Below are 9,481 nucleotides of genomic sequence, written 5' to 3'. Positions count from 1 at the left end.
GGGGGGGGGGGGGGGTGTGGGGCGCTGTGGGGTGGGTGAGGGGCGTCGTGGGGTGAGCTGGGTGAGGGGCGCTGTGGGGTGAGCTGGGTGAGGGGCGCTGTGGGGTGGGCGGGGTGAGGGCGCGCCGTGTGGATGGGGTGTGTGCGTGGTGGCTTGCGGATGGAGGGTGGGGCTGGGCGGCGTGGGCGGGTGACGGTGGCGGTGCACTGGGGCGGGGCGCTGCGTCGGATGGCCGATATCAGCTGTTCGGGGCGGCCGGGCGGGGCGACCATGGGTGGATGACGAACTACGCCGACTACTGCCCGATCGCCGTCGGCGTGGACGTGCTGGGTGACCGGTGGACGCCGCTGATCATCCGGGAGTTGATGGTCGGCGCGAGTGGGTTCAACGAGATTCACCGGGGCATTCCGCGGGTCAGCCGGACGTTGCTCGCCCAGCGTCTGCGTCATCTCGAGCGGCAGGGGCTGGTGAGCCGGGCGGACGGTGGCCGCGGCCGGCCGGGCGGTTACGTGCTGACCCCGGCCGGGCAGGCGCTGACGCCGGTCGTCTGGGCGCTCGGGCACTGGGCCGCGGAGTGGTTCTTCGGCGACCCGACCGAGGCGGAGTGCGACGGACTCTCGCTGATCTGGCGGATGCACCAGCACGCTGTCCCGGCCATGCTGCCCGCCGACCGGACCGTGGTGCACGTCGTGCTGACCGGCCACGGCGGTGCCGAGGGCTGGCTCGACATCAAGCAGCCCGAGGTCACTGTCTGCCGCGACGACCAGGGCCTGGACACGGACCTCGCGGTGGAGGCGGACACCGCGCAGATGCACCGCTGGCTGGTCGGCCTGGTCGGGTTCGGTGAGCTGCTGGCCACCGGCCACGCCCGGCTGCTCGGTCCGAGCCGGCTCACCCGCACGTTCGAGTCCTGGTTCGACACCACGTACTTCGCGGAGGGACTGAACCGGGCCGAAGCGCGCCGGGCCGGAGAGGCGGTGCCGGTCGAGACCAACCCGGCAGGGACCGTGACGCCGGGGACACCGGGGACACCGGGGACGCCGAGGACGCCGGGGACGCCGGGGACGCCGGGGACGCCGCGGACGCCGCGGACACCGGGGACGCCGGGGACGGCGGGGACGGCGGGGACGGCGCCCGTGGAGGCGCAGCCCGCAGCGGTGTAGGCGGGCCGAACCACCACACGATCGGCACCCACCGCGCATCCGGGGATCACCGCACGGCACCACAACAGCCGCTGGGTCGTTGTACCAGTTCGCCGGAGGCTGCACGCTGGGTTCGGGGGCGGTTTCCCGGTGATGTCCTACTAATGAGTAGGAAGCGGAGGTGGGGGACCTCCGCCGGACACGGTTTACTACAGGCCGGACCGGTCGTCGTCCGGCCGGTGCCAGGGGCCGGTCACGACCGACCAAGGTAAGAGAAAGGGTTCGATTCGGTGTTCCGTCGTATCGTCATCGTCAACCGGGGTGAGGCCGCCATGCGCCTCATCCATGCGGCCAGGGACCTGGCCGCGGAGACCGGGACTCCGATCGAGACCGTGGCGCTCTTCACCGACGTGGACCGTAACGCCACGTTCGTGCGTGAGGCCGACGTCGCCTACGACCTGGGACCGGCAGCCGCCCGGCCGTACCTCGACCTCAAGGTCCTGGAGCGCGCGCTGGTCGAGACCGGCGCCGACGCCGCCTGGGTGGGCTGGGGTTTCGTCGCCGAGGACCCGGCGTTCGCGGAGCTGTGCGAGCGGGTCGGTGTGACATTCGTCGGGCCGAGCCCGGATGCGATGCGCAAGCTGGGCGACAAGATCGGCTCGAAGCTGATCGCCGAGGAGGTCGGCGTCCCGGTGGCGCCGTGGAGCCGTGGCGAGGTCGCCACCCTGGAGGCCGCCACCGCGGCCGCCGCCGAGATCGGCTATCCGCTGATGCTGAAGGCCACCGCCGGTGGTGGCGGGCGCGGCATCCGCGTGGTGCGCAGCGCCGACGAGCTGGCCGACGTCTACGAGCGCACCAGCCAGGAGGCGGCACGCGCCTTCGGCAGCGGCGTCGTGTTCCTGGAGCGTCTGGTCACCGGCGCCCGGCACGTCGAGGTCCAGGTGATCGCGGACGGGCAGGGCACGGCGTGGGCGCTGGGCGTGCGGGACTGCTCGGTGCAGCGGCGCAACCAGAAGGTGATCGAGGAGTCGGCGTCGCCGGTGCTGCGGCCGGAGCGGGCCGCCGAGCTGAAGGCCTCCGCCGAGCGGCTCGCCGTCGCGGTGGGTTACCGCGGCGCCGCGACCGTCGAGTTCCTCTACCACCCGGGCGAGGACCTGCTGGCCTTCCTGGAGGTCAACACGCGGCTGCAGGTGGAGCACCCGATCACCGAGGCGACCACCGGGTTCGACCTGGTCAAGGCGCAGCTGTGGGTGGCTTCCGGCAACCGGCTGGAGGGGGAGCCGCCGGTGGAGCGCGGTCACGCCATCGAGGCCCGGCTCAACGCCGAGGACCCGGACCGTGACTTCGCGCCGGCGCCGGGGCGGATCGCGCGCCTGGACCTGCCGGCGGGCCCGGGCATCCGGGTGGACACCGGCGTGAGCGAGGGCGACACCATCGCCGCCGACTTCGACTCGATGATTGCCAAGATCATTGCGTACGGCCGGGACCGTGACGAGGCCCTCGGCCGGCTGCGCCGGGCGATGACCGAGACGATGGTCGTGATCGAGGGCGGTGCCACCAACAAGAGTTTCGTCCTGGATCTGCTGCACCAGCCCGAGGTGATCGATGCCAGCGCCGACACCGGCTGGATCGATCGGGTCCGCGGCGAGGGCCGGCTGGTCTCGCACCGGCACTCCGCGGTGGCGCTGACCGCCGCCGCGATCGAGGTCTACCAGGAGGAGGAGCAGGCCGAGCAGCAGCGCCTGCTCGCCACCGCGTTCGGTGGCCGCCCGCAGGTGCAGCACGAGAGCGGCCGGCCGCTCGACCTGAAGCTGCGCGGCGTGACCTACCGGGTGCGGGTGGCCCGGGTGGGTCCGCAGCGGTTCCGGGTCGGCATCGAGTCCGGCGCCGAGGCGGGCGTCGCCGACGTGGTGCTCGACCGGTTCGACCGGCACACCGGCCAGATCCGGGTCAACGGCGTGCGCTACCGGCTGCTCACCGGCACCCACAAGGCCACGCACGTGGTCGAGGTCGACGGGGTCACCCACCGGATCAGCCGCGACGAGGGCGGTGTGCTGCGCTCCCCGATGCCCGCTCTCGTGGTCGCCACGCCGCTGGAGGTCGGCGCCGAGGTCGAGGCCGGCGCGCCGGTGCTCGTCCTCGAGGCGATGAAGATGGAGGCGGTGCTGCGCGCCCCCTTCAAGGCCCGCCTCAAGGAGCTCGTGGTCTCGGTCGGCAGCAAGGTCGACGCCGGTGCGCCGCTGCTGCGACTGGAGCCGGTCGCCGGCGCCGACGCCGAGGTCGAGGAGGTTGCTGAGGCGGTCGCGCTTGACCTGCCCGCCGAGCCCGCCGAGGCCTCCGCCGCCGAGCGGGCCGCCCGCGGCCAGCGTGATCTGCGCAGCCTGTTGCTCGGGTTCGACGCCGACCCGCACGACAACCGCCGGGTCCTGGCCGACTACCTGGCCGCGCGCGCGGCGGCGGTGGCCGGTGGTGTCCGGCCGCTCGCCGCGGAACTGGAGCTGATCGAGGTCTTCGCCGACCTCGCCGAGCTGAGCCGTAACCGGCCGGTGGGCGACGAGAGCGGCGGCGACAACCGGGTGCACAGCCCCCGGGAGTACTTCCACACCTACCTGCAGAGTCTCGACGTCGAGCGGGCCGGTCTGCCGGAAACGTTCAAGGCGCGGCTGAGCAAGGCGTTCGGGCACTACGGCGTGACCGGCCTGGACCGTACGCCGGAGTTGGAGGCCGCGGTGTTCCGCGTCTTCCTGGCCCAGCAGCGCGCCGCCACCGACTCGGCGATGATCGCCACCCTGCTGCGGTCCTGGTTGCAGGAGCCGCCGCCGGACGACGTGCTGCACGAGCCGGCCGGCCTCGCCCTGGAACGCGTGGTCTCGGCCACCCAGGTCCGGTTCCCGGTCCTGGCCGACCTGGCCCGCGGGGTGGTGTTCGCCTGGTTCGGCCAGCCGCTGCTGCGCCGCAACCGGGCGGTGGTCTACGCCGGGATCCGTAAGCACCTGCGCCACCTGGACGCGAACCCGCAGGCGCCGGACCGCGCCGAGCGGATCGCCGAGATGGTTCGCAGCACCGAGCCGCTGATCCGGCTGCTCGGGCAGCGCCTGGCCCGGCCCGACCTGGACAACTCGGTCATGCTCGAGGTCCTGACCCGCCGCTACTACGGCAACAAGGGTCTGGTCGGCGTGTCGGCCCGGCAGATGTCAGGCTGCACGTTCGTGGTGGCCGAGCGCACCGACCTGCGGGTGGCCTCGACGGCGGTGCGGTACGAGGCGCTGGGCAGCGCGCTGACCGGGCTGGCCGAGCTGGCCCGCTCCGGTGACGTGGTCGCCGACGTCTACCTGGGCTGGGAGAACCAGCCGGCGGACATCGACGAGATGGCGGCCGCGCTGCACGCGGTGGTCAGCACGGTGCCGCTGCCGGACCAGGTTCGCCGGGTCACGATCGCGGTGGCCGGCCGGCACGGCGCGGTGGCGCACCACCACTTCACGTTCCGTCCGTCGGCGGCCGGGCTGTCCGAGGAACGGCTGATCCGCGGCCTGCATCCGTACATCGCGCACCGCCTGCAGCTGGAACGGCTCAGCCGGTTCGAGCTGACCCGGTTGCCGTCGGTGGACGAGGAAGTCCACCTGTTCCAGGCCGTCGCCGAGGAGAACCCGGCCGACCAGCGTCTGGTGGCGCTCGCCCAGGTCCGTGACCTGGCCGAGTTCCGGGACCACGAGGGCCGGCTGGTCGCGCTGCCGACCGCCGAGGACGTGGTGGCCAGCTGTCTGGACTCGATCCGGCGGGTGCAGTCGCAGCGGTCGGCGAAGGACGCCTTCAAGGGCAACCGGATCGTGATCTACGTGTGGCCGCCGATCGAGCTGACCGAGGCCGAGCTGATCATGATCGCGCAGCGCCTGGTGCCGTCCGCGGCCGGCGCGAACCTGCGGGAGATCCAGTTCATCGGCCGGCAGCGGGACACCGAGACCGGCACGCTCAACAAGATCGCGCTGCGGATCGCGTTCGGCCCGACCGGCCGGCCCGAGCTCTCCCTGGGCGAGCCGCCCACCGAGCCGATCGAACCGCTCGACGACTACCAGCAGAAGGTGCAGCGGGCGGCGGCGCGCAACACGGTGTACCCGTACGAGCTGACCGGGATGCTCGGCGTGTTCACCGAGCACGACCTCGACGAGAACCACGCGCTGGTGCCCGTCGACCGGCCCAAGGGACGCAACCGGGCGGCGATCGTGGCCGGTGTGGTGACCACGCCGACCTCGCGTCACCCGGAGGGCGTGACCCGGGTGCTGCTGCTCGGCGACCCGACCAAGGCGCTCGGCGCGCTCAGCGAACCCGAGTGCCGCCGGATCATCGCGGCGCTCGACCTGGCCGAGCGGATGGGTGTGCCGCTGGAGTGGTACGCGCTCTCCGCCGGCGCCCGCATCTCGATGGAGTCGGGCACCGAGAACATGGACTGGGTGGCCGCCGCGCTCAAGCGGATCGTCGAGTTCACCCAGGCCGGCGGCGAGATCAACATCGTGGTGGCGGGCATCAACGTGGGTGCCCAGCCGTACTGGAACGCCGAGGCCACGATGCTGATGCACACCAAGGGCGTTCTGGTGATGACCCCGGACTCGGCGATGGTGCTGACCGGCAAGCAGTCGCTGGACTTCTCCGGTGGTGTCTCGGCCGAGGACAACTTCGGCATCGGCGGGTACGACCGGGTGATGGGACCGAACGGCCAGGCACAGTACTGGGCGCCCGACCTGGTGGCAGCGAGCGGTGTGCTGATGTCGCACTACGACCACACGTACATCGCGCCGGGCGAGAGCGCGCCGCGGCGGGTCGCGACCACCGACCCGGCCGACCGGGACATCTCCTCCTTCCCGCACGCGGTGGCCGGCAGCGACTTCACCACGGTCGGTGAGATCTTCTCGGCGGCGACGAACCCGGACCGCAAGAAGGCCTTCGACATCCGTACGGTGATGCGCGCGCTCGCCGACCAGGACCACCCGGTCCTCGAGCGGTGGGCGGGCATGGCCGACGCGGAGACGGCCGTCGTGCAGGACGTGCACCTGGGTGGCATCCCGGTCTGCCTGCTCGGCATCGAGTCGCGGTCGGTGCCCCGGCGGGGTTTCCCGCCCACCGACGGCCCGGACACCTACACCGCCGGCACGCTGTTCCCGCGCTCGTCGAAGAAGGCGGCCCGGGCGATCAACGCGGCGTCCGGCAACCGGCCGCTGGTGGTCCTGGCGAACCTGTCCGGCTTCGACGGCTCACCGGAGTCGATGCGCAAGCTCCAGCTGGAGTACGGCGCCGAGATCGGCCGGGCGATCGTCAACTTCCAGGGACCGATCGTGTTCTGCGTGATCTCGCGGTACCACGGTGGCGCGTTCGTGGTCTTCTCGAAGGCCTTGAACGAGAACATGACGGTGCTGGCGGTGAACGGGTCGTTCGCCTCGGTGCTCGGTGGCGCCCCGGCCGCGGCAGTGGTGTTCGCCGGGGACGTGAACGCGCGTACCGCCTCCGACCCGCGGGTCCGTGAGCTCGAGGCGCGGGCGGCGGCGGTCTCGGGCACCGAGCGCAGTGCGCTGCTGGCCGAGCTGGACGGGCTGCGGACGTCGGTGCGGTCGGAGAAGCTGAACGAGGTGGCCGCCGAGTTCGATCGGGTGCACAGCATCCAGCGCGCGGTCGAGGTCGGCTCGGTGGACGCGGTGATCGAGGCTGCCGAGATGCGGCCGCGGATCATCGAGGCGATCGAGGCCGGTCTGCGCTGACCGGATCCCCCCGGGGCCGGTGCCGTGCTGGCGCCGGCCCCGAGGGTGGCCTTTCAGCGACCGTTCAGCAGGGCATGTTAATTTCCCTTTTGTGACAGAAGATTCTGCCGAACCCTGTAGTACGGGGCCGGGGATGACCCGGTGCTGATTCTTTTAGGTGTGCTGACGATCGTCCTGCTGACCGCGGCCACCGGCTATTTCGTGGCGCAGGAGTTCGCCTACGTCGCCGTCGATCGCGAGCGGCTACGGGCCATGGCCGACGAGGGCGACCCCGCCGCGGAGCGCGCATTACGGGTGACCCAGCGGCTCTCCTTCGTTCTTTCCGGTTCCCAGGTGGGCATCACCGTGACCGCGCTGCTCGCCGGTTACGTCGCGGAGCCGTTCCTCGGTGCGGGCACCGCCGAGCTGCTCGGCGCGACAGGCCTGCCGGAGGCGGTCACCCTCTCGATCTCAACGGTGTTCGCCCTGCTCTTCGCCACCATCGTGCAGATGGTCCTGGGCGAGCTGGCCCCGAAGAACCTGGCGATCGCCAAGCCGGAGACGCTGGCCCGGGCGCTGTCCCGGTCGACGCTGATCTACCTGACCGTGGTCGGCCCGCTGATCCGGGTCTTCGACGCCACGGCCACCCGGCTGCTGCGGGCGCTCGGCATCGAACCGGTGGAGGAGCTGCCGCAGGGCGCCACCTCCGAGGACCTGGACCGCATCATCGCCACGGCGGGCAGCGAGGGCGCCCTCGACCCGCGCGCCGCGCGGCTGCTCGACCACGGCCTGGACTTCCGGACCCGCAGCGCCGCCGAGGTGATGCGGCCCCGGGTGGACGTGACCACCCTGCACGCGAGCGACCCGGCCTCCCGGGTGGTGGAGCTGCTGGACACCGGTCATTCCCGGTTCCCGGTGATCGGCGACGACGTGGACGACGTGATCGGCGTGGTCTCCATCGCCGACGTGGTCACCGTGGAACCGGCGGCGCGCGGCACCACAGCGGTCCGTGACCTGGCCACCGAGCCGGTCGCGGTGCCGGAGTCGTCCCGCCTGCCCGAGGTGCTGGACCGGCTCAAGGCGGCGCACCGGCAGATGGCGATCGTCGTCGACGAGTACGGCGGCTTCGCCGGCATCATCACGCTCGAGGACGTCGCCGAGGAACTGGTCGGCGAGATCCACGACGAGGACGACCTGCCGGAGCCGGTGATCGAGCGGAACGGTGACGGCTCGTGGACGGTCCCGGGACGGGCCCGGGTCGACGAGATCGCCGAGACCACCGGGGTGCGGCTGCCGGCGGACGACACGTACGACACGGTCTCCGGCCTGATCCTGGCCCGTCTCGGGCACCTGCCGTCCGCGCTGGAACAGGTGGCGGTGGAGCTGCCCCCGCTGGTGGACGAGGACGGGGTGCCGCAGCCGCAGGGCACCGCCCGGCTCACCGTGCTGTCCGTGCGCCGGCACGTTCCCGACCGGATCGCGCTGGCCGTGGTCCACGAGCGTGATCACTCCGAGGGGCAGGTCAGCGCATGAGCACCACCTGGGCACTGCTGGTCTCGCTGTTGCTGCTCGCGCTCAACGGCTTCTTCGTGGCTGCCGAGTTCGCCCTCGTCGCCGCGAAACGGCACCGGCTCGAACAGGCCGCCAGCGAGGGCTCCCGGGGTGCCCGGGTCGCGCTGGCCGGCAGCCGCAGCCTGTCGATGATGCTGGCCGGCGCACAGCTCGGCATCACCCTGTGCACGCTGGGCCTGGGCGCGCTGGCCAAGCCCACCGTGGCGCACCTGCTCGAACCGGTGTTCACCTCGGTGGGCCTGCCGGACGGCGCGGCGTACGTCATCGCCTTCATCCTGGCCGTCGCGCTCGTCGGTTTCCTGCACGTGGTGGTCGGCGAGATGGCGCCGAAGTCGTGGGCGATCAGCCACCCGGAGAGCTCGGCGCAGCTGCTGGCGATCCCGTTCGTCGGGTTCACCACGGTGCTGCGCCCGGTCCTGGCCGCTCTCAACGGGCTGGCCAACGCCTGCCTGCGGCTGGTCAAGGTGACACCGCAGGACGAGCTGGCGCAGGTGCACAACGCCGAGCAGCTGGGGATGCTGCTGAAGACCTCCAAGGAGCACGGCACCATCGCGGACGTGGAGCACGAGCTGCTCACCGCGATGCTCGCCGTGCAGTCCACCGAGGTGCGCCAGGTGATGGTGCCGACCGGCCGGATCGTGGCGGTCGGCGACGACACCGACGCCCGGGCGATCGAGTTGCGCAGCATCGAGACGGGCCGGTCCCGGATCGCTGTCACCGGCGCGTCCGGCGCGATCGTCGGCGTGGTGCACGTGCGGGACGCGGCGCGGGCGACGAGTCGCGGTGAGCCGGTGACCGCCGGGTCGCTGATGAGCGCGCCGCTGCCGCTGTCCGCGGAGACCAGCGTGGTCAACGCGATCGCGGTGATGCGCCAGCGCCGCAGCCACCTCGCGCTGGTTTCCGACGACACCGGGGTGATCGGCCTGGTCACCCTGGAGGACCTGCTGGAACAGGTGATCGGGCAGTTCGACGACGAGACCGATCCGGTGATCGACGCGGCCCGGCGGGCGGGGCGCACGGGCGTGCGCTGAGAAGTGCGCC

4 protein-coding genes are annotated in these 9,481 nt (G+C 72.2%); all 4 read left to right on the top strand.

The annotated features are described in order from the left end of the window. Positions 1–278: 278 nt before the first annotated feature. Positions 279–1,163, top strand: a complete 885-nt coding sequence (locus LPA41_RS38400; protein ID WP_229076397.1) for a helix-turn-helix domain-containing protein — start codon at positions 279–281, stop codon at positions 1,161–1,163. Between the two features lie 269 nt (positions 1,164–1,432). Beyond that, the gene (locus tag LPA41_RS38395) at positions 1,433–6,889 is read left to right on the top strand and encodes a carboxyl transferase domain-containing protein (RefSeq protein ID WP_229076394.1); all 5,457 of its coding nucleotides are present in this window, start codon (positions 1,433–1,435) and stop codon (positions 6,887–6,889) included. Between the two features lie 141 nt (positions 6,890–7,030). After that, positions 7,031–8,401: a hemolysin family protein gene (locus tag LPA41_RS38390; protein WP_229076392.1), complete on the top strand. Its 1,371-nt coding sequence runs from the start codon at positions 7,031–7,033 to the stop codon at positions 8,399–8,401. Then, positions 8,398–9,471 (top strand): hemolysin family protein, encoded by a 1,074-nt coding sequence (locus LPA41_RS38385; RefSeq protein ID WP_229076389.1) that lies wholly within the window; start codon positions 8,398–8,400, stop codon positions 9,469–9,471. The genes LPA41_RS38390 and LPA41_RS38385 overlap by 4 nt, the downstream gene beginning before the upstream one ends. The last annotated feature ends 10 nt before the right edge of the window (positions 9,472–9,481 follow it).

Source organism: Actinoplanes sp. DH11, assembly GCF_020873875.1.
GTDB lineage: Bacteria > Actinomycetota > Actinomycetes > Mycobacteriales > Micromonosporaceae > Actinoplanes.
This window is presented reverse-complemented; position numbering and strand designations above follow the sequence as displayed.